This is a genomic window from Rhizobium johnstonii 3841, assembly GCF_000009265.1.
In the GTDB taxonomy this organism is placed as follows: domain Bacteria; phylum Pseudomonadota; class Alphaproteobacteria; order Rhizobiales; family Rhizobiaceae; genus Rhizobium; species Rhizobium acaciae.
Window position 1 is genome coordinate 2,217,607 of sequence record NC_008380.1, and the last position, 25,764, is coordinate 2,243,370.

A 25,764-nucleotide genomic window follows, 5' to 3' on the forward strand; every position below is an offset into this window, starting at 1 on the left:
GTATTCTCCGGACAAAATAGGACCAGCACAGCGCAAACGGATGGGTCGAGCAGTGACAACGCTGTCGACTCCCAGCTAAAGAATTACTGGCAGAGGCTATGAAGAGATTCGGAGGGGCTTTTGTTTGGCGGCGGCGTTTCTGACAAATTCGGGAATATATACGAATCCCTTTGGGCGGTCCGTCAACTGTTGGATGTGCTCTACGGTCGGAAAAGAGCGATCCGCCTTGAGGGCATCAGCAAGGAGTTCAAGGGATTTGAGTTCGCAATCGACGAGGGCGACTTCAAGTCTTGGCATCAGACGAAGATAAATGCTCAGAGCCAGAACTGGACCATTCGCGCGTTGGAACGGGAAGGGGTTTTGGACGCATTTGCAGCGCGTCTTTCTGCAACAACGCGCGACCGCTGCGTGTTCGTTTCGCAGAGTCCTGCCGTCGATCTCGCCGATCTGTCGAGCAAGGCCTCGTACGCAAGCGACTTCGCCGATTTCGATCGAGGCCTGCTACCGACCCCCAGAGAAAAGTTCGTCAGTTTCTATTCCACCGTGGAGGTGGAGCCGGCGGTCGCTTTCGACTGGCTTCGCCGCTGCGAATTTCGAACCTTACCCCAAGACGAGATCATGGCGACGGTCGAGGACTTCGCCAGTCTACTCTTCGAGAATAAAGCGGATGCAGCGTATCCTGCATTGCGGGCCTACTTGGAAGGCAGGCTCAATCGCGACCTCACCACTGAAACCGTCCGAGCGGAAATCCCTTCCGATACCGAGCTGCGGATCAAAGAATGGTCCCTGAAGCCAACCCTTCGTTCGAAACTGCAAGACGAAACCGAAGGCTATCTGAACTCTTTCACACCGTTCGGCGCATCAGGACACATCCTCGAACGTTCGCAGGCTGACGAGATTATCTCACTACTCAAGAACCCATCCGGGCCTCGTGTGGTCATGGTTAGCGGTGTCGCCGGCTGCGGCAAATCGGGAGTCGTCCGCGAGGTATTGAAAGACCTCGATGATCGTGAGGTTGTGCACCTGGCATTCCGGGTTGATCAACATTTGGAATGCAAGTCTTCCTTGGATTTCGGCAAGGCGCTCCTCGGTTCAGAAGAGAGTCCGGTAACTGTCCTGAAGGGGCTGTCCCCGACGCAGACGGCTGTGCTCGTTGTGGATCAGCTCGATGCCATCAGCGAGATATCCGGCCGCAACGGAACCTCCAAGAACGCGGTTCTCCGCATGATCGACGAAGCACGCCGATATGCGACGGTGCGCGTCGTTTTAGTTTGCCGCACGTTCGACATAGAGAACGACGAACGCATCAAGCTGCTCAAGCAGAGCAGCGACTTCAATCAAGTGAATATTCCACTGTTGGAGTGGGAGGACGATGTTGCTCCGTTGCTCGCCAAACTTCAAGTCAACGCCGAAGCGCTAGACACGACGCAACAGGAATTACTCCGCCTGCCACTCAATCTCGCCGTTTTCGCCGAGATCGGCGGGGCTGGCGACACGCAGTTCGCCAGCCGCAACGACCTCTTCGAAAAACTGCTTAGGAAAAAGCAGAGTTCCATCGTGGAAAACCGCGCGCCGCCGGGCTGGGCGCTAATGGCTCCGTTGACGCGACTTAGCGAATGGATGAGCTCGCGCCAGAAACTGGACGCACCTGCCAGCGTTCTCGACGACTTTCATCGAGGCGTTGATATCCTCGCATCCGAACACCTCATTGTGAGATCACGAAATACGGTCAGTTTCTTCCACGAAAGTTTTTTCGACTATGTGTTTGCGCGTTCATTCGCTGCGGGAAAACAAAGCGTTGTCGATCTGCTGACTTCCACCGAACAGCACCTGTTTAGGCGCACCCAAGTGCGCCAGATTTTGGAAAGTCTACGACAGAGTGATCACTCTCGTTACCTGTGCGAATTGAAGGAAGTTTTGAATTCATCGGACGTGCGGTTTCACATAAAGATCGCACTCGCAAAATGGTTAGCGGCTTTGGGTTCTCCTACCATCTCCGAGCGCAATATCGTCCTCGCGCTTGACGATCACAGTCAGCCTTTTTCCATTGTTGTGCGAACCGCAATCCAGGGGACGGCTGGCTGGTTCGATATACTCGTAGAAAACGGATGGTTGGCTCAACAGCTAGAAAGCCCGGTGGAGCAACGAAGACGTGTACTCTTGTGGTGGCTGGAGAGTGTTGCGGGCGATCGGCCGGAGCGCGTTGCGGCTATCCTCGACGCTTGGTGGCGCGGCGACGATAAGAGGGCCACGGATTTGTTTCAGTGGTTTGGTTACATCCGGCGACAGAAGACTGACACCGCCCTTATTGAGCTTTGCACCCGCTTGATGGCTTCGCAGCCATCAATCCTATTTGCAGGGAATGATCTCCGCCGTGAGCTGCTCATAGCGACGTGGATAGCGAGCGAAAACGTGGACGGCTCGTCATCGATTTTGAAAACCTATTTCAACGCGTGGTTCGAGCATCACCCAGACGACCACCCGTTCGCGCGCGATGCAATCAAGGAACTCGACCTGCATTCTCTGTCCGAGCTTGGCAAGAAATCACCAAGGGCATTGCTGGAGGGGACAGTCGACGCTTTGGCACGCACCTTTCAAATCATCGAGGAGAAAACGATCTCGGGTGCTGTCGACTACACCTTTCATTATAGGCCCTTGGGCGAAGTAACTACAGGATCAGATCGCTTTCTGCAGTTCATCCGGAGCGCGCTCCAACGAGTCGCACTGGAGAACCCCGACGTTGCAGGAGGCCTCCTCGATCGCATTGATCCTCGGAAGAATGTGGCGGCGATCCACCTGCACCTTGAAACCGTTGCCGCGAATCCAAGCGCACTTTCGATTTATTTCCTCGCCGTTCTTGAGTTTCCGGAGGTTTTCGAGGCCGGATGGGAAGGAGCGCGGTGGAAGTCTTTCGCAGACGCAGCCCGAGGAACATTACCGCATCTGGCAGAGGTCGACCGGTGCGCTGTCGAGGACGTCGTCCTCACGCATTGGCCAGAGATCGCCTACGCCAAGGAGTTCGCAGCGGATTCCACGGCAGAAGGTCGACGTTACTGTCTGGGAAACCTGGCGCGGTCCGGTTACGAGCAGTTTTGCATCTTGCACACGATCGGTCCGGAAACCTTGGGGCGCGCAGCTCGGAGCCGCCTCGCTGAACTCGGGAGGAAGTTCCAAGAGGAGGATGTCGGGCAGCCAAACCAGTTTCAGATGACCTTGGTCCGCTCTCCAATTTCGGACAGCAGAGCCAAGCATATGAGTGACGAGAACTGGCTCGAGGCGATTGAAGAATATCACAGCGATAGTAGACGGGATCGCGGAGATCGACGGACCGGAGGAGCCAGACAGCTAGCTTTGGTTTTAAACAGCGTCACCAAAGCGCATCCAGTTCGCTTCGCTCGTTTACTTCCCCGAATTCCGAGCAATGCCAATCATGTCTATGCCGGCCAATTGCTTCAGGGGCTGGTGGAGGCCGTGAGCGTCGACTTGGACACATTACGCGTAGCAATACTGAATGCACATGAAAGGGTTGGGCGGCCTTTCGGCGAGATCATATGTCGTGCTTTCCACAATTACCCTGACCTATGCGAGGATGAGCCGTGCTGGACCGCACTGCTGTGGTATATTCAATTCGGTCACGCCACCGACAGCCGGGAGCTCAGCGATTCGTTTGCTGGGCAGGAGCTCGTGACGATCGAGTACCTCGTCGAGAGAGGAAGCAAGCTACACATCCGAGGGATCAACAGCGTACGTGGATGGGCCTTGGAAGCTCTCACCCAGGTTTTGTGGCATATTCCGCAGCGTCGTTCCCAGGCGTGGGAGCTGTTGGAAAGTCGCGTTGGCACAGAGACGGACCTGAGCGTTCGATGCTGCCTGACAGGTCCGCTGACACCGATGTTCAATGTGGACAAGATACGTTGTGCGTGTCTGCTCGAACGGCTGGTAGAGCAAAGCCTGGTTCCCGATAATGCCTTGTCACCCCTGATCACGCGTCCTGCTACGGCCTTGCTGCCGTATTTCATTCATCAGGTTCCCGATACCGGAAATCGTCTGCTAAACCGAATGGCCGTCTCTGAAGACGAGCGAACTCGTCTTGTGGCGGCGTGGCATGTCATGCGCGCGAGTTACCATGATTCGACCTACGTAGATTGGGCCGAGAGCTTGGAACGATCTCATCTGGATGCGAGACGGCTCTCCGCGGATATCGCCTCGCAGGCAATCGCAGAGGCGACGCTAAGAGCGCGATCGGTCGACAAGGTTCGGCGCTACTTCGATGACGAAGACGATGGCGTCCGAAAGAAAGCGGCTCAGACGTTCCGACACATCCCACGCGATCAGTTCGATCTTTTGACCGATTTGGCCAAACACTTCCTGGATAGCAGAGCCTTCTATGAAGATTCCTTCGCCTTTTTACATCTACTGGAGGAAGTGCAGGGCAATGTGGCTGATCTGGTTATCGCAAGCGCGGAGAAGCTACTAGCCGATGCAACCACGTCGGCCGACGGTCCCGAAAAACATGACATGGCCTGGCACCAACTTCACGAACTCATCAACCTTGAATACGCTAATTCGGAGCAGGAACCTGAGCTCAGAAAGCGGTTGCTCGACGTGGTCGATCGAGTGCTGTTGTTGGAACTGCGTGGTGCGGAACAGATTCTGAAAAAACACGAACGTTGAGTAAAGGTTGGTTGGCCGTTCCGCCTCGCCCACGCATCGGTTCCTGGAGAGTTAGGCGTCTGGTGAGTTGGGCGGCCTGTCGTTCGCTTTGGTGTCATGCCTCAACGGGCCGCGATGGCGTGTTGTACTATCGATGCTCGTCCGGGGACGCATTTGTGTATCTGATTTCAATTACGTGAGTACGCGCCGCGGGTGCGGCATCTCGAACGCTCATGATTCGACAGGGGAAACGGGTGAAGAAGCTCCTTTTGGTCAAATTCGGGTGGTCCGATCATTAGCGCGACTTGTCCGCCCGCCCGCTCTCCCACGCTTAAACGTCAAGAAAGCCGAGTGCCCGCGCCTTGGAGAGTGCGGAGCTGTCGTCCGCCGGCAACCACCAACTCTTGTCGGTCAGAGACCAGCGCGCCCCGATGCCCTTAGCTTGGTCCTTACGCGCGTATGGGACCGAAAGGGGGACTCGTATCGTATCCGGAGCAGATTCCATGTGCGGCGTTTTGCGGCCTCCCTTGCCACGTCTTCGGTCGAGGGCCGCCAAGGCTACGTCGATTGCGGGATCGTCGCGCGGTCGCAACTTAGCCTGCTCCGCCCATGGCGGTGCTTCAATTCTTCGCCAGGTCTTGTAGGTACCGGGGACCGGGACCATCGCAAGGCCTTCCTTCAGACCGCCCTCAAGGCCGTACACATCCATAAGGACCGATGGATTGCCGAAGTAAGGAGCATGTTTGGTAAACATACCAGCGCGGATGATGCGTGCCAGGGTCCCGCCCCAGGTGGTCCGGCGTATCCAGAACCCCGGCCCACCGTTGGCAACGAGCATTTCAAAGACATTCTGGCCATCGATGTCCCTCCAATCATCCTCGTGCATGCCTTAAACCTTCTTTTTTCAAATCCAGCTGCATTTGAAGGTCCGGCCCGCGCCTGGGTGCACCCAGGTGAGCTCGAATTCAAACAAGTTCGCTTACTTTCACCTGTGCCACAAAGGCGGTGCTGCGGTGGCGCGCTTCGAGCCGCCGCTATCGTCTCAGGAGTTTCAGCTTGGATACCAGCGTGTATAGTGCCGGTTCAGATTGCGCACATCCCCTTGGGGCTGCGGTTTCGGAATTTTCACGCGCTCTTGCTGAATCAGAGTGAATTCCAGAGCATCCTGACCTTGAACAATCCTTCTCAGGTTGTTCAAGAAGACACCCACGTCGCCGAAATAATTCGGGTATGTTCGCACGAGGTTGTTAACGCGTGAGACTTCGACGGTCACGACTTTCGAACGTGTGAGGCCATCCTCGATCTGCCGTTCGATGATTGCGAGGCGAGCCTGAAGCTGCAATATTTCCGAGTATCGCTGGACTGTGACGGTGTGGTCATCGTTGTTGTAAACGATTAAGAAGAACTTCCCATCACCGTAGAGGTATGTCTCGGCATAGGTGGTCGCTGTGCGAATATTCTCCAAAGTGGAAATCGCGTCCAGCTTCGTTTCTAAAGCTTTGATTTCGGCAATTCGAAGCGACCGGTCGGGCACGCCGGGCGCAGCCGGGCAACCCTCGACATAGGCGAACTCCCCCGACATAAGCTTGAAGAGACGGAGCCAGTCGGCATTGCCGTGATGATGTTTCAAATCCTCGCCGTTGAACAGGCTTACCGCTTCGACTGCGGTCGCCCATGAGTGTTGGAGGCGTGTGCGAATTTGGAACTCTACCCGGCGACCGGCAAAGACCGATTGTTCCTTCTTCCGAGGGCAAAACTCGAAAGAGATATGATGGCTACGATACCCGTCGTCTTTCGGCGCATCGATATAAGGCCATTGCCGCCGGTCATGATGAGGAAATCCTTCATTGATCTCAGCAAGCAAGGATCGAACACCCTTGATATCATCGAGGATGGCGCGACAGCCTCCGATATCCTGCATGCGGTCGAGGTGAATGTCGGACTCGCGGAGCTTCCGTCGAATGCTGGGCATGCGCTTCGGTCGAGCGGCCATATCACCCTTGATGCCAATTTTGCGCATGCGATATGCGGCAGAGAGATAGACGGAGCGCATAGGGAAGAAATGGCTGTCGCGCCACGAATTCGCGACGGCAAAAACATGATGCGCATCCCGCCAGTCAACATCGGAATATAGGCTCAGTTCGTCTTTCAGCCTTTTCCCGGCCGCTCGTACTTCCTGTATGCTGAATTGAAGTTCGGGATAAATCGGCATCACGAATCGGGTCCAAGTGTCCACTCGGACATTTTAGCATTTCGCAATGGAGCAATCATCAACCAAAGAGCGCAATGCACAGATCGACACGCGCAAACTAAGCTACTCCCATCAACCGCGTGACCGTTTTCCGGATGCCGCTCGGCGAGCTCTTCCATCGTCTCGGAGGTCGGGCGAGCCAAAACAGCTCTGGCATCACATTGGTACACAAAACGCCAATTCGGCAGACGGAAATCCCAAGATTCAGGCTGTTGGGCAAGGCGTGGCAGGAATCCCGATATCAACAGCTGCTGTTTAATTCAGTCGAAGTGGAAATACTTGCATCAACCATTGGTAGTTTAGTATATTCTAATGGAGACAAGGTTTGGGGGATTCCACATGAGCGGAGAAACCGTTGCGAGTATCGTCGTCGGTGAGAAAGACTACACTGGATTGCCGATAACAGCCGTCTATAGCAAAGTCAGCAACGTTTACGCCGTTTACTGCAATCCCGAGCGTGTCATGGTTCAATTTGCCGATGATGCGGGACTTGGCAGCGAACAACGTCTGGCCCTAGCCCATCTTGCGCCCCTGCGGGGAGAAATAAACGGTATCATTGACGGCTGGCGCAAAAGCCAATTGCCTTGGCCGTGGACCCATACATCTAAGGCGAAACGGTATGACCGTCGCACTGCCGACGCAATGGTGGTCGCTCTGCAAGGCGACCAAATGTCTGCTGAGGCGTTGCTTAGGGCTGTGAAGGTCGATCTTGTTGAAGAGCGCACGTCGATTGGGCGCTCGAGTTACATCATCTATGCGACGATTTGCTCCATCCTCATCTTCTCCATCTTTGCCTTGCTGAGCAGTGGGGAAAGTGTCGATGACAGCACGGCCTTCGGCGTACTCACGGCGGAAGACAGTTTGTGGCTGGCGACTGGTATCGGCTGTCTTGGCGCACTGTTTTCAATTGCAATTGGAATCCGGAGCCGCACGATCCATACCGATCTCAGAACTCGAGATAATATTGTTGATGCCACCCTTAGAATTGTAATTGGCGCGATCTCGGCTGTTGTGTTGTTTGCCCTGTTTAAGAGCAAACTCATATCGTTTGCGCTCGGCGAGAACAAATTTGATATCGCCGCAAAGGGACCAGAGATGGTGCACTTTGCATTTATCGTTGCGTTTTTTGCTGGCTTTTCGGAGCGCCTGGTCGGCGATTATCTCGGCACGACCGTACTCAAGGGATTTGGAAATCAGGCCGGCCTAGTGCCGATGGCACCGCTTTCAACCGCGACAATCGCAAACCAGCAGAAGGAGGCAAATGAGAAAAGCCCGCTTGGCAGGCCGCCGCATCTATGACTTTGAGCTTTGCATCCCCGAGCCAACCGATCACGCCCTCCTGCTGCGATTTAATGTATCACAATGTTAGGCCGAGCTGATTGACGCTTGAACGCTTCTATCAGCCTAACCTTCGGGTTGCGGCCGCGAACGGACGCTGACCTGTATCGTGCCTAGCGGAAGAGCCTACGAGTTCAGAGGCGCAAGTCTGGTGGCATTTGCTACATAATTCTGCAATTTAGGACAACCGGTACACGTCACCAGAAACCTGGACTGAAGACTCCCCGAGCCCGTTCCGTGGGCTTTGTTCCTATGTTGAAATATCGAATTTCAGATCATTCCATTTGTTCGTCAAGCAGCCTTGCGCATATCAGTAATTTTCTAAAATTCCGACAAAACATCTAGATAGAATCGGACGAGATGCCGACAATCCGAGCGTTGCTAAACAGGCGGGCTATATATCCAGTTGCCAAAACAAGATCGAGATTGTCGGTTCCGTAATCTTGTTTGATTTCCTTGATTTCTATGTAAAATTGCAGCCTCATTTTTCCGTTCACGGAGCGTTGCTTCGGGAGTTACGACCACAAGAGATCGGTCATCATTCGGTCTTATTCGGCAGCCAGCGAGGGTGAAGCCCACCAAACCCAAATCCATGGTTTTGGAATTACTAGCGTCCTGATGTAGAATGGCTGTACGCGTCCAGGATAACGGCGAACGCCAATGTGTAGGCGGGCTGAGACGATAAAAACGTCAACTTGGAAATTCTTCTGCCTTATTGCCATCTCCATAATCACTTGGTCTATCCTCAGTAGACTCAAAGACATACCTAATAAAATCACTTCAGAGAGAGCATCGTCATTGACACAGGTTGCAAAACTGCATAGTATCTCTCTTTAAGAGTAGTTCGTTATTTGGCGCAGAAGCGCCTTTTATGGTCGTGCGACGTCTGTTCCCGGAGTCCTTCTTGCCGTTTTACACCCGGGGAAGGAAATCGTCATGACCGTGCCCTAATCTCGCCCTGCCGACGCAAGCCGTGGATCGCGCGATGGCCATCGACTTCGAGTTGCACCTTCAGGAAGGTTTCGACGGCGAGACCGTCGTGATCGAGGTGGACGGTGTGGAGATTGCGCGGGTCGAGGCCCGCACCCGCATGCAGACCGGTCTTGCCCATATCGAGAAACTGCGGCTGAAGCCGGGTCAAACGGTGGTCGTGCGCCTGCCAGACCTGAGCCTGTCCGCCGAGCACCGAGTCGTCGCCGGCCGGCCTTTCATCCAAGTGACATTGAAAAACGGCGCGCTGCGCATCGAGGCCACCGAGACCACGCCCGGATATCTGTAGGAGCAGCCTGCTTGCCTCGGTCGTTCAGACCGGCCCGGCCCACACTTTTGGAGGAGAGCTTCACCATGGCCAAGAAACCGACTCCCGACGACACGCCCGAGCCCGCGGTGATGATTCCGGATGACCAGCATCCCGACTACGCCGATGGCATGATCAGCGATCCGGACGACCTGGCCGCGATGGCCGCCATAGACGAGTTCCCGCTGCAGCCAAATCCTGGACCGTTCCCCCTGCCGCTGCCGCCAACACCGCTCCCGGGACCGCTGGTGCCGCTGCCGCTGAACATCTGCGGGCCGGTGAGCGGTCGCTACGCGCGGGTGCTGGTGCCGCCGCCGGGACAGATCGCGCCACTGCCGCTGCTGCCGGGCTTTCCGGTGCCGCCGACCCAGCCGCCGACACTGTTTCCGCCCACTTTCATCACGGTGCGTGTGGATGTCGACCGGTTCTTCCCCCAGCGCCGCATCTCGGTCGAGGCGCGCCGCCTGTTCCCGAACCAAACCTCGCACCTGATCGCCGAGGTGACGTCGGACGCCTGCATCGGCTATTTCAAGCGCCGCATCGCTGCGCGGATCACTTATAGGGACGGTCCAGCGGCACTGATCCCCGGCGACAACCTGATCTTCGAGGCCAAGCGGGCTGGAGGCCGCGGCTACGGCACCTACACGCTGACGCTACGCAATGGCGGAACGACCGTCGCGACGCACAGCCTCGCGTTCCAGTCGATCTACTTCGATGCGGTGGAGTTCGAGGTGGACCGCGTTGCAGACGCGGCAGCGCCTACCACGACGCACGCCACCCAGAGCCATCCCAACCGCCCGGCTGACCTGCCTAACGAGACGATCTCGATGGCGACGGTTTATCAGCGCGCGGGCTTCGAGGTGACGATGTCACCCAACTCGTCCCTCGTCCCCATCACAGGGGCAGGGTCCAACAGCACGTGGTCCGACGGCGAGATGCACAACGCTATGGTGGCCTTCTGGTCGCGCTTCGCGGACAAGCCGCTATGGGCGATGTGGGTGCTGTTCGCGCGCCAACACGACCAGGGCTTCTCGCTCGGCGGGATAATGTTCGACGACATCGGCCCGAACCACCGACAGGGCACAGCCATCTTCACCGACAGCTTCATCCAGACCGTGCCCGCGGGCGATCCAAACCCCGCGGCATGGCGTAACCGAATGGTGTTCTGGACGGCGATTCACGAGATGGGCCACGCTTTCAATCTCGCGCACAGCTGGCAGAAGGCGCTTGGCAACCCGTGGATTCCGCTCGCCAACGAGCCGGAGGCTCGCAGCTTTATGAACTACCCGTTCAACGTTGCAGGTGGCCAGGCGAGCTTCTTCTCGGACTTTCGGTTCCGCTTCAGCGACCAGGAACTGATCTTCATGCGCCATGCGCCGCGGCGCTTCGTACAGATGGGCAACTCCGATTGGTTCGTGAACCACGCGTTTGAGGACACGACGGCGCTCGATTTCCCACGCAACTGGAGGCTGGAGATTCGGCCGAACCGCGCCGTCAACGAGTATGCGTTCATGGAGCCGGTGAAACTGGAGCTGAAGCTAACCAACGCGTCGAGCGGACCAAAAGAGGTGGAGGCCGACATGCTGGACGACGGCAAGCACATTGCGGTCTATGTCGGGCGCGAAGGCGGGCTAACGAAGCGTTGGAGCCCGTTTGTGACGCGTTGCCACGAGATGCACCATGACACCATCGCACCGGGCGCGTCGATCTATGGCGCGCACATGATCGGAATCTCGACCAACGGGTGGCTGATCGACGAGCCGGGCTTCTATACGTTGCAGGCGGCGGTCGACATGAACGGGGAGATCGTCATCTCAAACGTCCTGCGCATCTACGTCGCGCCGCCCGCCTCGGACGCGGAGAGCAAGCTGGCACCGGACTACTTCACTGAGGACGTGGCCCGTGTCATCGCCTTCGAAGGAGCGCCGGAGCTGGCGAAGGCCACCGACACGCTGCGGGACGTTGTGAAGCGCTGCCCTAACAACCCGGCCGCGACCCACGCGGCGGTGGCCGTCTCCTCACCGATGCTCCGTAACTACAAGCTGCTGGCGGCCGGTCCCGATGCGACGCTGACAGTCAAAGGCACGGCGGCCAAAGTCGCAGAGGCGGCGAAGATGCAGATAGAGACGCTGCTCAAGACACCAGACGCGGCAGCGGATACCATGGGCCACATCGACTACTTCGCCGACCTGGCCCGGCTGGCCGAGGCGCTGGAGAAGTCAGGCGACAAAAAGGAGGCGATTAAGGTGCTGAAGACCTCCATCGCCACCATGAACAAGCGCGGTGTGATCGCGACAGTCGTCAAAGAAACCGAGACAAAGCTCGCGAACATGGGCTGAGGTAAGCGAAACCCTACGGCGGTTGCGTGACGACGATGCGAGGTAGTGCCTCGCGGCGACGGCGACAGTGACGAATGGCAACGTCTGTTTCGCTTAGATTAATGTAGTATACCATCAACGTGTTTCGCCAACATGTCTTCTGCCGGGGCCGGGGCCGAGGAGGAAAGTCTGGAGGCACCGATACGCGAGAGCTCGAAACTCTCGTTCAAGTCGGGGAAGAAGCGCATCGAAACCAAGCTCGATGAATCCGGAAAGGCGATCGAAAAGCCCTGATCTGCAGCGAGATTGATTTGTAGACGTCAACACGCGGCCTGACGAAGATCAGGTCGGGACATTTGCGCCTGGCCGTGACCGATGGCATGGCAGAGTGAACGCCGAACTTGCGGGCTTCGTAGCTCGCGGCGGCAACGACGCCACGCGCCTCCGATCCCCCGACGGCGACCGGTTTGCCCCGAAGCTCCGGATTGTCGCGCTGTTCCACCGAGGCGTAGAAGGCATCCATGTCAATATGGATGATCTTTCGCGGCCGGTCTTGTGGCGAAGGTTCAAGTTCAGTCATCGCGCGAACAGGTCGGGGCTCGGCGGTCGACGTCTCGGTAATGTCATGGCACATAGGAACGGATCGCGGTCTGGTTGGTCATCAGGGCAGGGGATTGCACATGCTTCCCGATCGCCTCAATCCTCATCCTCGTCAGGCGGAGAGTCCAGCATTTCCAGCTGGTGTTCAAGGCTGGCGATCTGATCGAACAGCACCTGCTCGTAGTTGGAAAGAACGTTGCCAAGATGCGCAAGGGCTTGCAGTGGCGGCCCGCTGCCGTCAATCATCGTAATGGCGATCTCTGCGCCATAGGCGAGATCGATATAGCTCTGAACGAGCTTCAGCTCGTTTCTGGCAAACTCGATGTTCGAACGGATCGCTGCCGCATTCAGCTCCTCCGCCGACCTACCGAAGATCGTGCCAGCTAACAATTCAAACCGCTTTTCCTCGAACGAGACCACATTTTCCGTCATGGGATATCCTCCTTGTTAAATGAAAGACCGGCGGCGAGCAGGCAGGGAAAGCGGGTCTGGCAGCGGTCGATGCCATCGTCAGTATTCATCCGGGAGCAGCCGAGGGTCAGTCGCCGGCGAAGCTGAAGGAAGGTGAAACTCGCACCGTATTGCTTGACCAACATCTTTCGATCCAGCTTTGCATTCCGATCATATGCCCTGCACTCGACCGTAATGACACTCCCGCGATAGTCTCGGAGCGTCGTCGGTTCGCCATAGGTATTTTTTCTTATCGATGACATTTTCTAAGCCTGTGGACGGTAGGCACTTACCGATTTGAATTCGTTCGATCTTCCGATCCAGCAGCGGTGTGGATGACCGATCTCCGAAATGCCCGCCCGATATATGCGCGTTGACTCACATTTGGATTGGGAACAAATAGGGAACATACTCGCTTTCGCGGGTAATGGAAACCAATTTTGATGAAGCCCTACATGGCGCAGATCAGCGCGAACCCGATCATCTCCGAACTCCGAGATCGCATCCAGCATCTCGAAGGACCTGTAGTCCGTCCGAAAGCTGTTCTTCCGTTTGGGGTGCGAGAGATCGATGAGCGGCTTCCGAGTGGCGGGCTCGCCTACGGTGCGGTCCATGAATTCGCCGGAGGTGGGGCAGGGGCCATCGACGGAGCGGCCGCTGCCCTGTTTGCCGCGGGAGTGGCGGCGCGGACAAAGGGCAAGGTCGTCTGGTGTCTGGCGCGGCCCGACCTTTTCGCGCCCGCACTGGCCCAAGTCGGACTCCATCCGGATCGTGTCATCTACGTCGAGGCGGTCCGTGAAGAGTATGTGCTCGAAAGTTTCGAGGAGGCCTTGCGGTTCGGCGGGCTTGGGGCCGTCGTCGCCGAGTTGGTGCGGTTACCCATGGTCGCCTCGCGACGCCTGCAGCTTGCCGCCGAAAGCTCCGGCACCATTGGCTTGATCGTCCGACGATGGCGAAGGCCGACCGAGGCAGGGGATTTCGGACACCCGACCGCGGCCGCCTCGCGCTGGCGCATATCGGTCCTGCCCTCGGAACCGTTGCCGGTTCCCGGGATCGGCCGGGCGCGGTGGCTGGCGGAGCTGATCAGGGTCAAGGCAGGAGAGAGCGCGGATTTCGTAGTAGGTGCATGTGATGGCCAGGGTCGTATCAGTATTTCTTCCGACGCTGCCGACGGATCGGGTCAGACGCGCCGATCCATCTATTCCGGTTGAAGCGCCGCTTGTCATTGTCGCCAGGAGCGGATCGAAACGGTGGCTCTTCGCGGTCGACGCCAATGCCGCTCGGCTCGGGCTGCATCCGGGCATGCCCGCGGCCAAGGCCCAGGCGCTTGTCCAGGGGTTGCATATGGTCGACGCCGATCCGGCTGCCGATCTCGCGGCGCTTGAACGGCTGACCTTGTGGATGCTCACCCAATATTCGCCCATCGTGGCAATGGACCCCCCGGACGGGATCGTCATGGACACCGAAGGAGCCGATCACCTGCAGGGCGGCGAGGAACCGATGCTTTCGCGCCTGGTCAACAGCTTCCGCGCCAAAGGACTTCCGGTCCGTGCGGTTGTGGCCGACACCTGGGGAGCGGCCCATGCGTTGGCGCGGTCGGCCGCCGGCGAAACGCGCATCGTCCCGCCAGGGCAGACGACGGATACCGTGGCCCGGCTGCCGATCTCCTCGCTTCGTCTCGATGGGGAGATCGTGAAGAGCCTGCGCACCCTCGGTTTTCGAACCGTCGGCGAACTGGCAGCAACCCCGAGGGCACCGCTGACGCTACGTTTTGGACCGGAAATCGCCCGCAAGCTCGACCAGATGTTCGGAAGAGTGGCCGAACCCATCGATTCGATCCGCTCGCCCGAATTCGTCGAAGTCCATCGTTCCTTCGCGGAACCCATCGGAGCACCGGAAACCATCGCCAAGTATGTCGCGCAACTCGTCCGCAGGCTCTGCCACGCCTTGCAAGAAAAGGGTCTCGGAGTTCGTCGCGCCGACCTGATCGTCCATCGCGTCGACAATACCGTTCAGGCGTTGCGGGCGGGGACAGCCAAACCTGTTCGGGACATTCCCTGGTTGACGAAGCTCCTGCATGACCGCATCGAACGTATTGACCCCGGCTTCGGCATCGAAAAGCTCAGCCTCGTAGCCATCATGGTCGAGCCGCTGGACGAGAAGCAGACCGTCTCCGGACTGGTCGATGCCGCCGAGGTCGACGTCACGTCGCTAATCGATATCCTTGGGAACCGCGGTACGCAACGCATCTACCGCCTGGCCCCTGTCGCCAGCGACGTGCCCGAACGCTCTGTCCAGCGGATTTCGCCAGTTGCCGACGAGAACGGACAGAGCTGGCCGATGATCTGGCCGCGCCCGGTGCGATTGATGGATCACCCGGAGCTGATCGACGTGATGGCTCTACTGCCTGACCATCCGCCGGTTTGGTTTACCTGGCGCGGAAAACGGCGGCGGGTGAAACGTGCCGACGGGCCTGAGCGCATTTTCGGAGAATGGTGGCAACGAACATCCGAATGGGCCGCCGTTCGTGACTATTTCACGGTCGAGGACGAAACCGGCGAACGCTACTGGATTTACCGATCCGGCGACGGCGTCGATCCGGAGACCGGTTCTCATCGCTGGTTCATCCACGGGACCTTCGCATGAGGTACGCCGAGCTCCAGGTCACGACGCATTTCAGTTTCCTGCGCGGGGCATCCTCGGCGGAAGAATTGTTCGCGACGGCAAAGCGGCTGGGCATCGAGGCACTCGGCATTGTCGACCGCAATTCGCTGGCCGGCATCGTGCGGGCGTTGGAGGCATCGCGCGCGACTGGCTTGCGGCTGGTCGTCGGCTGCCGTCTCGATCTTCAGGACGGCATGTCTATCCTGGTCTATCCGACCGACCGCGCGGCATACTCTCGGCTTACTCGGCTGCTGACGCTTGGGAAGAGCAGGGGCGGGAAAGCGAACTGCATCCTGCATCTCGACGACGTTGCACTTTATTCTGAGGGACTGATCGGAATCCTGTTGCCGGACCTGCCGGATGAGACCTGCGCGATCCAGCTTCGGAAGATGGCCGAGGTCTTTGGCGACCTGGCTTACCTCTCGCTCTGCCTGCGCCGCCGGCCAAACGATCAGATGCGACTGCACGAGATGTCCAACTTGGCGGTCCGGCACAAAGTGAAGACCGTCGTGACCAATGATGTCCTGTTCCATGATCCGTCCCGCCGCCAGCTCCAGGATGTCGTCACCTGCGTCCGAAATCGGACTACAATCGACGATGTCGGTTTCGAGCGTGAGCGTCATGCCGACCGTTATCTCAAGCCGGCGACGGAGATGGAGCGGCTTTTCTCGCGCTTTCCGGAAGCGCTCACACGGACGATGGAGATCGTCGACCGCTGCCGCTTCAGTCTCGAGGAACTGACCTACCAGTATCCCGAAGAGATCGTTGTACCCGGCAAAACGGCTCAAGCATCGCTTGAGCAGTATGTTTGGGAATGTGTGCCAAATCGGTATCCGGATGGTCTGCCGGCCCACGTCGAGAAAACGATCCGCCATGAACTCGCGCTCATCGAGATCATGCGTTATGCCCCCTATTTTTTGACGGTTTTTTCGATCGTCCGCTTTGCCCGGTCCCAAGGAATCCTCTGCCAGGGGCGCGGTTCGGCCGCCAACTCCGCCGTCTGCTTTGTCCTTGGCGTCACGTCCATAGACCCGGAAACCAACGATCTGCTCTTCGAGCGTTTCGTCAGCCAGGAACGCGACGAACCTCCGGACATCGACGTTGACTTCGAGCACGAACGCCGCGAGGAGGTCATCCAATGGATTTACGAGACCTATGGCCGCAACAAGGCCGCACTCTGCGCGACCGTGACGCGCTATCGCACAAAAGGGGCGATACGTGATGTCGGCAAGGCGCTCGGCCTTCCGGAGGACTTGATCAAGGCATTGTCGTCCGGGGTCTGGGCGTGGACCGAGGAAGTGGGAGAGAAGCAGGTCAGGGAACTCAATCTCAATCCTGACGACCGCCGTCTCGCATTGACGCTTCAACTGGCGCAACAACTGATGGGAGCCCCACGCCATCTCGGTCAGCACCCGGGCGGCTTCGTACTTACCCATGACCGGCTCGACGACCTGGTGCCAATCGAACCGGCCTCGATGGTAGATCGCCAGGTCATCGAATGGGACAAAGACGATGTTGAAGCCCTGAAGTTCATGAAGGTGGACGTGTTGGCGCTCGGTATGCTGACCTGCATGGCCAAGAGCTTTGCGTTCCTTAACCAGGAGAAGGACGTCGATCTCGATCTCGCGACAATCCCGCAAGAGGAGGCCAAGACCTATGCGATGATCCGGAAGGCCGACACGCTCGGCACATTCCAGATCGAGAGCCGAGCGCAGATGTCGATGCTGCCGCGTCTAAAGCCTCGGACCTTCTACGACCTTGTCATCCAGGTGGCTATCGTCCGGCCGGGTCCGATCCAGGGCGACATGGTGCACCCCTATCTCCGTCGCCGGGAGGGCAAGGAGAAGGTCGAATACCCAACACCCGAACTGGAGGCGGTCCTGCACAAGACGCTTGGCGTGCCGCTGTTTCAGGAGTCGGCCATGAAGGTGGCCATGGTCTGCGCCGGCTTCACGGGCGGGGAGGCGGATCAGCTCAGAAAGAGCATGGCGACCTTCAAGTTCACCGGAGGCGTGAGCCGCTTCAAGGACAAGCTTGTGAACGGGATGGTCCGCAATGGCTATACGTCGGAGTTCGCGGAGAAGACTTTCAGCCAACTCGAAGGCTTCGGTTCTTATGGCTTTCCCGAGAGTCACGCCGCGAGTTTCGCCCTGATCGCCTACGCAAGCAGCTACATCAAATGCCATTTCCCTGATGTCTTCTGCGCAGCGCTCCTAAACTCGCAGCCGATGGGCTTCTATGCTCCGGCCCAAATCGTGCGCGATGCCCGCGAGCATGGCGTCGAGATTCGCCCGGTATGCGTCAACCAGTCCCGTTGGGATTGCACGCTGGAACCAGTCGGGGACACCGACCGACATGCTGTGCGGCTTGGAATGCGGATGGTGCGAGGTCTGGCAACGGCGGATGCTGCCCGTATCGTGGCCGCACGAGCGGATCAAGCGTTCGACAGCGTCGACGACATGTGGCGGCGGTCCGGCGTTCCTGCTGCATCGCTGGTAGAACTGGCCGAAGCGGACGCCTTTCATCCATCTCTCGGGCTGGAGCGCCGCGATGCGCTCTGGGCGATCAAAGCATTGCGAGACGAGCCTTTGCCGCTGTTTGCGGCGGCGGCAGAGCGGGAGGCAAAAACCATTGCCGAGCAGCAGGAGCCAGCGGTCGAACTGCGACAGATGACGCAGGGGCACAACGTGGTCCTGGATTACGGGCATGCCGGCCTGACGTTGCGCGAACACCCTGTCAGCTTTCTGCGTCGAGAACTCGCGGAACGCCGGATCGTCACCTGCACGGAGGCGATGTCGGCCCGTGACGGCCGCTGGCTAATGGCGGCTGGTCTGGTTCTCGTGCGTCAGCGGCCGGGGTCGGCAAAGGGCGTGATCTTCATGACCATTGAAGACGAGTCAGGCGTCGCCAACGTCGTCATCTGGCCCAAGCTGTTCGAGCGGTCGAGGCGGGTGGCGCTCGGAGCGTCGATGATGGCGATCAACGGTCGCATTCAGCGCGAAGGCGATGTCGTTCACCTGGTTGCACAGCAGCTGTTCGATCTCTCGGGAAGCCTGACAGGCCTTGCAGATCGCGATCTGGAATTCCGGCTGCCGACGGGGAAGGGAGATGAATTCAGCCACGGCACGCCTGGTAGGCCGGATTCACGCAAGCGGTCAACGGGAATGAAGTCTCGGGATATTTTCATTCCTGATTTGCATATCGATCAGCTAAGACTGAAGAGCCGGAATTTTCATTAGATGGCACTTCGGTGTCCCGCCCTGGTGCTCACTGCTTTCGATTGGCAGCATCGCACCAATACCGATCATTGCTAATCAGATGAAAGGCTAGGATTTGTTTATCCCTTAGGATCACCAACTCCTAGAGCCACGCGAACAAAATTAAAAAATGAGCCAATAAAAAATCCTATAATCAATCCGCCCCAATTGCTAAGAATTTCTGGCGGCTTTCCATACGTAATAGATGAATATATCACGGCACCGACTATACTTATTGATATTATTCCTATTATTGCCATTCCAACGGAGGCAATAATTAATATAAGTTTCGTTTGCACGGTATGTTTCCTACTTTGGTGAAGTGCATACGACTGTGTCTATTGAATACCCACATTTATTTCCGGCATACGTGTTCATGCGCTGTACAATACTGCTCTCGCAGCGTGCTGCGGCCCATGACTTTACATCCGCATAGCAATAAAGATAAACATCGTGGGGTTTGCATGCACGTTCATACTCGCCAGAGCATACGCGATAAGTCACGGTTGGCGGAGGAGGCTTAGGCTGAGGAGATAGAAGGCCGATCACTGTGGTCAGGCAGCTTACATAGTCCTTATATTCGGCCTGGTTTACCTTTCCGAGGTCAACGCCGTCTCGGCTAATGGAAACGGTTCCGTTACCAGTGGTAGATAGTTCAAGGTTATCAACAGTCACCTCACCTTGAGATTTACTCACCAGACTACCAATGCCAGCGCATACCTTGGCTGCGCGAACCTCAATCGCATCTTGTGCCATGCTTGCTTGAGGTACAAGCGCCGCAGCAAATAACAACATTGCGGTGAGAGCTGTAACATTGCGCATTTCGACCCTCGTGCACTGGCAAGGCAGTGTAGGTCGACTACATGCCTGACGCGCTGAAACGGCACATGAAACAGTGTGTATAACTAAAGATTAATGCACTATTTCTCTTGTGATGCAAGCTAAAATTACTTTCGCTGTGCCGAGTACACGTATCTTTCTATGTTCGCCTTGGGCCGAATAATGCCATTTGGGCCTGCGCTGATCATAAAATGTCGCGGCTTTCAATGCCTTGCCTGTCGCCAAACGGCTATTCCGCCCGCGCCTACTTTTTAACAGGCCTCGCCACTCATCATCGCCGCGAACTCTCTTTTGCGTGCAATTTAACCGAAGCTATTCATGGTTCGTCTTTAGGTTGATGCGATAGAAGCATCATCCAGCGCGGAACACGATGACTTCATGCACTACCTCGGGCACTTTCTCAGTTTCGTAGGCGTACCCTACGCCATTGGCTTCCTTGCCTTATGTTTCTGGCGGCGTTGGTGGTTGCTCGTACCCGCTGGGCTCGTGGCGGCAGGTCTGGTCAAAACAGAATACGCCAGTGTCAATGCCTCGGACGGGGCCGGCGTGGCATTCGGGATCATCCTCGTGGTATTCGCGATGATTGGTGCCGCCAGCGGTTTTATAGCAAGTGGAGTTGTGTTGATCGGCCGTATGACCCGACTGCGGGCGCTACGGGCCGTATACGTGCTTCCTGCCGTCTTCATCTTAGGTTTCGGAAGTTATTTCGCAGTCACCTGGACCCAGCAGAAAATCAGGGAGGCTCGCTATGCGCCGCCTGCTGCCGCATGTCTCGACAACCTGCATCCGGCCCGGATTGCCGATGTCGCTGTCGCGATTCCGGTCGCGCCTGGTATCTTGCTCTTCGGCAATGGAATGAGTGACGAGCATTACATTCTCTGGAGCAATCCAGATGCCCGCGCCTTCTGTGGCGAGGCGGATGGAGGCAACGCGACCTTGAAGTCCGTGGTCTTCATGCTGGATGGCAGTCCGGCGCGGCGAGAAATGGAGACCAAACGACCGTTCTGCTCACGTCCTCAACCGGAGTATCCCTGGGCCGAGATGGCTTGCCACCTGATCCCGACCGACGTTATTCCCGACAAGCCTGTCCAAATGACGGTTTCCGTCAAGGCTCCGGGCTTCGATCCCTCGGTCCGCGAACGTGAGGTCATGTTGAAGAACCAGGCCATTGTGGCGTCCGATGGCCTCAGAACCTATCGCTCCCAAAACGACTTCTATCTGCAGCGGCCGGACGGATATTTCGCTCGATGCCACGACCATCGATCCAAAAGCCAACCTTGGCTCTCCTGCACGGCAACAGAGGAGTTATCAGAACAGCTCGCCATCTCGTACGAATTCAGAACCACAGCCGAGCTTTTCATAAAACAGTCGGTGGTCGTCGCGGCCAATGCCCGAGCGATCTTCAATTCTCTCAAACCATGAACGTTCATTCGCTATGCGCGGCAAGGCGCTCCGCCGTACAGTCCCCGGGGCATCATCAATCTTTGCCAGAAGGAAAGGTAGCAATAGGCGTTCAACGTTCACTGCTGCAATGACACAAGATCGGATCACCCTACCATCGGAGGTAGGAGCAGCTGTCCGCTCGCGGCCGGACCAAGAAAACGTTCAGGCCCAGTTTTTGGCGTAAGCGGTGTCCCGGCCGCCTTGACCAAGATGCTTTAAGCAGTTTCGAAGACTGTGGCCACGACGGGACGACTGCTTCGCGCCATAAGCGGTCATCGCCGCCCGTCCAAGAACGGTCCATACTCTCACGGATCGTTGCTACAAATGATAAAAGCTGCGCTGATGTCCTCAACAAAAAACGCCCTTGACTCCTCCGTCAAAAAGAACAAAATGGGAACATCCATGCGGCAACTGATATTCCCATTTCTGAGTGGAGGATTTGGCATGCCCACTATTTTGTACAGACACAATCAGAATATCTCGCCCTCCGATGTCATGAAGATCGCGATCTACGCGGAGCATGTTGGCAGACAGTGCTATGACGTTTTCGCGGAAGATGGTTCGAGCTCTCGGTCGGAAGGTCTGTCCCGTCGAGCGCAGGCCGTGTCCGATTCCCTCGATTTTGGGAACGAACCATATCTCTCGCCGGAGACGACGAAGAAGGTGCTCGACCTCCACAATATGGTCTCTGGCATGTGCTTCGATAGGTTCGGTGAGCGTGGCCATATGGGCAAGACGATGGACCTGCTCGGAATGGTGCAGGACGTGGACGATGTTCTCGACAAGCTCGTCATCTACCACTTTTCCCCGAACGAGCTTGAAGAAGCCGAGGCCGAATCGGCGCATGAAAGTCAGTTTTATCCGACGGACGATATCACTGGCGATGATATGGGCTCTCACCCGAGAGTTTGACGTCCTGTACGAACGCATTGGCTCCCGGGTAATGGAGGTCGTTGCAATCAATGTGCGATCTCTGCCGCATGCTAGATATTCGTACGTGAAGAGTGCAATAGCCATTCAAAACTGGCGATCGCTTCACTCCCGGCTAAGTCGGCGCTTCCGAATAGTCCGAAATTCCCATATATGGGTTTCCACCCTTCTGCGACGATCTCCCCTTCGAACACGTCTTGATACCATTCTTCCGGTCGGAGAACGTACACCCCATCAGATCGCTGGACGATCCAAACACGCTTTAGGCGGTCGTTGGCCTCAAGAACCTTGACAGTCTCTTCTGCATTGGCGGGATCAGGTCGCATTCTTTTGTGCTCCAGCAACGGCATCCACGTCTACCAACTGCCAGCATGAGGGGCAACGTCGCCGTTATTCGGCGAAAACATTCCGACGCGCCGGTGCCCGTCAGGTTCTTGGCCGGAGCCCTAAGCATCGCAACCCACCAATATCGCGTGATGGGCTAATATTTGACGTCCTGATCGGAACGATTAGGCTATCGGCCAGGCGAAATGGAGGTCGTTGCGATCAATGTGCAATCTCTACCGCATGGAGGATAAAGACTGGGTTAGCAAATGGGCTCAGGATGCCGAGAGCCTGATCAACCTCATGCCTGCCTACCAGATGAACCCGGACCAAGCTGGGCCAATCGTTCGCAACACAACTGACGGACGCAAGCAACTGGCCCATGCGAGATGGGGCTTGCCGTCGCCATTTTTCGTGATCAAGCAGGCGGCCGAGGCCCGGGCAGAGAAGTTGCGCCAGAAGGGCAAACCCGTCGACATGGACATGCTCATCCGGATGGAGCCGGACAAGGGCGTCACCAACATCCGGAACCTCAATGTTCCCCACTGGAAGAAATGGTTCGGTGTGCAGAGCCGTTGCATCGTGCCGGTAACCAGCTTTGCCGAACCCGACCCCGCCAGCAAACAGGACGGTGGAAGCACGCCGAATGCATGGTTCGCGCGTGATGAAAGCAAGCCCCTGATGTTTTTTGCGGGTGTTCACGTTCCCCAGTGGCAAAGCGTTCGGAAGGTGAAAGACGGCCTGACCACAGACGACCTCTATGCGTTCCTGACGACCGATCCCAACGACGTCGTCAAACCGATTCACCCGAAGGCAATGCCGGTCCTCTTGCTGACGCAGGAAGAGGTGGACGTATGGATGCGTGCACCCTGGGAGGAGGCGAAGGCGCTCGCCCGGCCGCTTCCGAATGACCAGATCGTGGTGACTTCACGGGAGCCCTATGGTTCGACCATCGTGACCACGTCCGGGGAGCAGGTGTCCCAGCCGACTCTTCTCTAGGCAATGGGCATCACAATCGCGCCGTCTTTTCCGGGGCGCGGTCATTCTTTAGCAACGATCCTCGACCACTTGCCCAGCAGGCCAGACCCATTTCGTAATTCGGCATTTACCAGGTTTTAAACCGGGAGCAGCCCCATCTTGGAAGCGGCGGTTGTTTTGCGTACAATCAATTACTAACAAGGGTTGCACTGGGTGCTCTTCATTACGATTGGATTTCTCCTTGCTCATATTGCGCTGGTCGCAGGGGCTGTAGCCCTTCGCGACGGCGAGCATCTATGGCTCCTTGTTTTGATTTTCAGCTGGTATTGTTTCGCGATGCTCGCCTTTCTTGCTGCCATTTGGGTTCACTATAAAAAGTCGACTCGGTGCATCGGATCGTCTCGCTAGATGCAGAGCTATTCGGATTCGAAGCCAGGCGGCGCAACGTTCGCGCTCTTTGAGACGGAACATCTCAAAGCCAATATTCGCAGGGCATTGGTGGAAGCGGTTCTGAGCCCGTGGCAGCGGACCTTTCTCTCGGATGTGCTCTCCAAATTGGAGAGATATGGCAACCGTGCACGGTTGAGCCATAAACAACTCCTGAAGCTGAATGAAATCCTCGGAGGCAATGGAACGCCGCGTCAAGATCGGGTCACGACGTCCCGTACGACCCGGCACACACGTCGCCCGCGCTTCCGCTCTCCTTCCTTCCTGTCACGACAGATCAGGTGGTCGCGCAGGCGGCTTGCCCGGGACGCGGTGGTCGTGGCGCTCATCGTGATGGTCGGTCTTCTCTACTCAGTATTCGAAACTGGACCGGTGCAATCCTTTCTTGGCACGGTCGGCAAGTCGTCGCATGTAATGGGGCCGGTCGACCAAGCATTCACCGTCACGGACGGCGATACGGTCCACGTTGCAGGAGAGCGGGCAGGGACACGGCTAGTTGGTTTCAACACACCGGAGAAGTTCTCGCCCCAATGTGAATATGAACGCAAGCTGGGAGAGCGTGCATCGTCCCGGCTGAGGGAATTGGTCAAATCCCCCAACCTTCAGCTTACAAAAGTGCCGTGTGCTTGTCCGGCCGGTTCTGAAGGAACGGACGCCTGCAATCATGGACGTAGCTGCGGCGTCTTAAAGGTCGACGGCCGCGACGTCGGACAAATCCTGATCGGGGAGGGCCTTGCCGTCCCGTTCATCTGTGAAGGAAACCGCTGTCCGAGAACGCCTCGACCCTGGTGCGGGCAGCAATCATGATCATTCCGCCGACAAGCCCGCCGAATGGGCGCAGCCTTTTCTTTCCCGCACTCTCGAAGCGCGATGACTTTCGTGGACATTTGACATGACAATCCTCGTTCGATTGCCGAGGATCGCGTTCGTCACAATCCTATGCATCGTCGCTTTCGCGGCATTGTTCGAGTTTCTGAACGCCATCCCGACACATCTTTCTCTCCCAGATCATCCTCAGGCAGGCCTCACAAATCCGAGAGGTCCGCTGGTCTTCGATGCGCTCGTGTGGGGAGTGGTATTCCGTGCGCCTGGCTATCTCTTCAATGGCACAATCCCGTTGCTGATCGTTCTGGCGGTGACAGAATGGAAATCGGCGAAGAGTTGGAGATGGTATCTCACCATCTGGATCATCGCCGGGCTTTTGGCAACGGGTTTCCCCATCACTGATCCCTTACGGCTTTCAGCCGCGCTGCTTGCGTCTGCTGCAACTGGGTGTCTCTACTGGCTTCTCGCCGGAAAATCCGCAGGTGATTGGCTGCAGGCCTGGCGGACACGGGAACCCAATGCTTGCCGTAAACTGCTGAACTATGCCGCCTACGTCGTCCTGGCATATCTCGGTTACCAACTTTCCGGCTATGTCTATTATGGCGGCAAGCTGCTCTGGGTCAGTTCTGGTCCCGAACCTGACCCCGGAACGCCTCCATTTCATGTCAGATTCGAACGAGAAATGACCGCGTCCAAGAAGGTCGCCATGATGGATTTCCCTGATCCATCTTCCTGTCTCAAAAAGGCAGAAACGAATGAGTTGTCGACAGATCGCCTAAAGGAGATGGACTGGGGTCGGATCGATAACGCGGACGAAGCCGAGGTCTGTGTGTTCAGACTGCTGGGCTCCTTCGAGAATCTATCCTACGCAACCGACTGGTTCGAAGCCCAAGGTTTCTACGTGCACCCGAACTTCAGTAGCGCTCGCCCTTATGTAGAGCTGGATGGCACGTTGCGAGTTACCGGCGTGCACTCGATACGCAAGGACGGTCCGAAATTCCCGACCACGGGCATCATTCGGCGGGCCTTCAGATCGATACCATATAGCATGTCGGTGGATGCGACGTGGTCGAAGGACGGTAAGCAGTTGCTGTGGGTGCTGACGGGCTTCAGCACTCTGTGAGGAGGAGCCGTGAATGTTAATTGGGA

At 57.2% G+C, this 25,764-nt stretch carries 20 protein-coding genes and 1 pseudogene; 13 read left to right on the forward strand and 8 right to left on the reverse strand.

The genetic code is table 11. The annotated features are described in order from the left end of the window. Positions 1–120: 120 nt before the first annotated feature. A complete protein-coding gene (locus RL_RS10945; protein WP_011651709.1) occupies positions 121–4,674 on the forward strand; it encodes an ATP-binding protein in 4,554 nt (1,517 codons plus the stop codon). Between the two features lie 310 nt (positions 4,675–4,984). Here the strand turns inward: RL_RS10945 and RL_RS10950 are convergent, their stop codons facing one another. Beyond that, positions 4,985–5,539 (reverse strand): DUF5710 domain-containing protein, encoded by a 555-nt coding sequence (locus RL_RS10950; protein ID WP_011651710.1) that lies wholly within the window; start codon positions 5,537–5,539, stop codon positions 4,985–4,987. A 165-nt stretch (positions 5,540–5,704) separates the two neighbouring features. Beyond that, a complete protein-coding gene (locus tag RL_RS10955) occupies positions 5,705–6,865 on the reverse strand; it encodes a RelA/SpoT domain-containing protein (RefSeq protein WP_011651711.1) in 1,161 nt (386 codons plus the stop codon). A gap of 378 nt (positions 6,866–7,243) precedes the next feature. Here RL_RS10955 and RL_RS10960 point away from each other — a divergent pair, with 378 nt between their 5' ends. The 4 genes from RL_RS10960 to RL_RS39980 all read left to right on the forward strand — a co-directional run bounded on the left by RL_RS10960 (position 7,244) and on the right by RL_RS39980 (position 12,151). After that, entirely contained in the window at positions 7,244–8,203 is a 960-nt protein-coding gene (locus RL_RS10960; protein WP_011651712.1) for a hypothetical protein, read from the forward strand. A gap of 1,024 nt (positions 8,204–9,227) precedes the next feature. Next, entirely contained in the window at positions 9,228–9,521 is a 294-nt protein-coding gene (locus tag RL_RS10965) for a hypothetical protein (protein ID WP_041936293.1), read from the forward strand. A gap of 65 nt (positions 9,522–9,586) precedes the next feature. Next, positions 9,587–11,878, forward strand: a complete 2,292-nt coding sequence (locus tag RL_RS10970) for a hypothetical protein (RefSeq protein ID WP_041936294.1) — start codon at positions 9,587–9,589, stop codon at positions 11,876–11,878. 132 nt (positions 11,879–12,010) lie between these two features. Further along, on the forward strand, positions 12,011–12,151 hold the full coding sequence (locus RL_RS39980) for a hypothetical protein (protein ID WP_162039350.1): 141 nt from the start codon (positions 12,011–12,013) through the stop codon (positions 12,149–12,151). On the opposite strand, the pseudogene RL_RS10975 reads toward RL_RS39980, so the two are convergent. The 3 genes and pseudogenes from RL_RS10975 to RL_RS40515 all read right to left on the reverse strand — a co-directional run. Next, positions 12,147–12,437, reverse strand: a pseudogene (locus RL_RS10975) (DNA polymerase IV); the annotation flags it as partial. The gene RL_RS39980 and the pseudogene RL_RS10975 sit on opposite strands and share 5 nt — an antisense overlap. A 116-nt stretch (positions 12,438–12,553) precedes the next feature. After that, positions 12,554–12,889 carry a hypothetical protein gene (locus RL_RS10980; RefSeq protein WP_011651715.1) on the reverse strand — a complete coding sequence of 112 codons (336 nt, stop codon included), beginning with the start codon at positions 12,887–12,889 and terminating at the stop codon, positions 12,554–12,556. Then, the gene (locus RL_RS40515) at positions 12,886–13,053 is read right to left on the reverse strand and encodes a hypothetical protein (RefSeq protein ID WP_244432367.1); all 168 of its coding nucleotides are present in this window, start codon (positions 13,051–13,053) and stop codon (positions 12,886–12,888) included. Before RL_RS40515 ends, RL_RS10980 begins: the two co-directional genes overlap by 4 nt. A 309-nt stretch (positions 13,054–13,362) precedes the next feature. Between RL_RS40515 and RL_RS10990 the strand changes: the two genes are divergently transcribed. Genes RL_RS10990 through RL_RS11000 form a run of 3 tightly spaced genes read left to right on the forward strand, consistent with a single transcriptional unit; the run spans position 13,363 to position 18,810 of the window. Further along, complete coding sequence (locus tag RL_RS10990; RefSeq protein WP_041936556.1) at positions 13,363–14,118, forward strand: ImuA family protein; 756 nt, start codon at positions 13,363–13,365, stop codon at positions 14,116–14,118. Beyond that, a complete protein-coding gene (locus RL_RS10995; protein ID WP_041936296.1) occupies positions 14,039–15,553 on the forward strand; it encodes a Y-family DNA polymerase in 1,515 nt (504 codons plus the stop codon). Before RL_RS10990 ends, RL_RS10995 begins: the two co-directional genes overlap by 80 nt. Then, complete coding sequence (locus RL_RS11000) at positions 15,550–18,810, forward strand: error-prone DNA polymerase (protein ID WP_011651719.1); 3,261 nt, start codon at positions 15,550–15,552, stop codon at positions 18,808–18,810. Before RL_RS10995 ends, RL_RS11000 begins: the two co-directional genes overlap by 4 nt. A 98-nt stretch (positions 18,811–18,908) precedes the next feature. Here the strand turns inward: RL_RS11000 and RL_RS39675 are convergent, their stop codons facing one another. After that, the gene (locus tag RL_RS39675) at positions 18,909–19,127 is read right to left on the reverse strand and encodes a hypothetical protein (protein WP_129557786.1); all 219 of its coding nucleotides are present in this window, start codon (positions 19,125–19,127) and stop codon (positions 18,909–18,911) included. 10 nt (positions 19,128–19,137) lie between these two features. After that, on the reverse strand, positions 19,138–19,650 hold the full coding sequence (locus RL_RS39680; RefSeq protein WP_011651720.1) for a hypothetical protein: 513 nt from the start codon (positions 19,648–19,650) through the stop codon (positions 19,138–19,140). A gap of 396 nt (positions 19,651–20,046) precedes the next feature. On the opposite strand from RL_RS39680, the gene RL_RS11005 reads away from it, so the two are divergent. The 3 genes from RL_RS11005 to RL_RS11020 all read left to right on the forward strand — a co-directional run bounded on the left by RL_RS11005 (position 20,047) and on the right by RL_RS11020 (position 23,364). Further along, positions 20,047–21,090: a hypothetical protein gene (locus RL_RS11005; protein ID WP_011651721.1), complete on the forward strand. Its 1,044-nt coding sequence runs from the start codon at positions 20,047–20,049 to the stop codon at positions 21,088–21,090. Between the two features lie 465 nt (positions 21,091–21,555). Then, positions 21,556–22,023, forward strand: coding sequence for a hypothetical protein (locus RL_RS11010; RefSeq protein WP_041936297.1), 468 nt, complete (start codon positions 21,556–21,558; stop codon positions 22,021–22,023). Between the two features lie 567 nt (positions 22,024–22,590). Further along, entirely contained in the window at positions 22,591–23,364 is a 774-nt protein-coding gene (locus RL_RS11020; RefSeq protein WP_011651723.1) for an SOS response-associated peptidase, read from the forward strand. A 48-nt stretch (positions 23,365–23,412) separates the two neighbouring features. Here the strand turns inward: RL_RS11020 and RL_RS39835 are convergent, their stop codons facing one another. Continuing rightward, positions 23,413–23,637, reverse strand: a complete 225-nt coding sequence (locus RL_RS39835) for a hypothetical protein (protein WP_157865197.1) — start codon at positions 23,635–23,637, stop codon at positions 23,413–23,415. A gap of 114 nt (positions 23,638–23,751) precedes the next feature. Between RL_RS39835 and RL_RS37445 the strand changes: the two genes are divergently transcribed. After that, on the forward strand, positions 23,752–24,597 hold the full coding sequence (locus RL_RS37445; protein ID WP_011651724.1) for a thermonuclease family protein: 846 nt from the start codon (positions 23,752–23,754) through the stop codon (positions 24,595–24,597). Between the two features lie 85 nt (positions 24,598–24,682). After that, a complete protein-coding gene (locus RL_RS11025; protein WP_011651725.1) occupies positions 24,683–25,738 on the forward strand; it encodes a hypothetical protein in 1,056 nt (351 codons plus the stop codon). The last annotated feature ends 26 nt before the right edge of the window (positions 25,739–25,764 follow it).